Annotated in this window: 1 protein-coding gene; it reads left to right on the top strand. The window is 41.2% G+C overall.

Going from position 1 to position 415, the window contains the following annotated elements:
- The coding region (locus RTW80_RS27485) for a helicase HerA domain-containing protein (protein WP_312721253.1) at positions 1–415 on the top strand (415 nt) is incomplete at both ends.

Genomic DNA, 415 nt, shown 5'->3' with positions numbered 1-415 from the left:
TTTTACTACCAACAGATTTACAGCTTAGATCAATTGTCGAGTCTGGTAATAATAGGCGGGTGATTATTGGGCAAAGCCCACTTGCTAACAATGCTAATGTGGCTGTAGATCCCGACAGATTATTTGGTCGTCATATAGCAGTACTTGGTAATACGGGTAGTGGTAAGTCTTGTTCTGTTGCAGGGTTAATCCAGTGGTCACTCGAGGCTGCAATGGAATCAGAAATAAAACCAAACGCAAGATTTATTATATTAGACCCAAATGGCGAGTATACACGTGCTTTGGGGCCAACTACAAAATTTAAAGGCAGAGTGTTTAAGGTTGAAGCAGAAGATGGTGAAAACCAATTACAGGTACCTTCATGGTTTTGGAATAGTTCAGAATGGGCATCATTCACGCAAGCAAGTCCTAAAGC

It is taken from the genome of Escherichia sp. AM3 (assembly GCF_032029835.1).
GTDB lineage: Bacteria > Pseudomonadota > Gammaproteobacteria > Enterobacterales > Enterobacteriaceae > Escherichia > Escherichia coli.
This window is presented reverse-complemented; position numbering and strand designations above follow the sequence as displayed.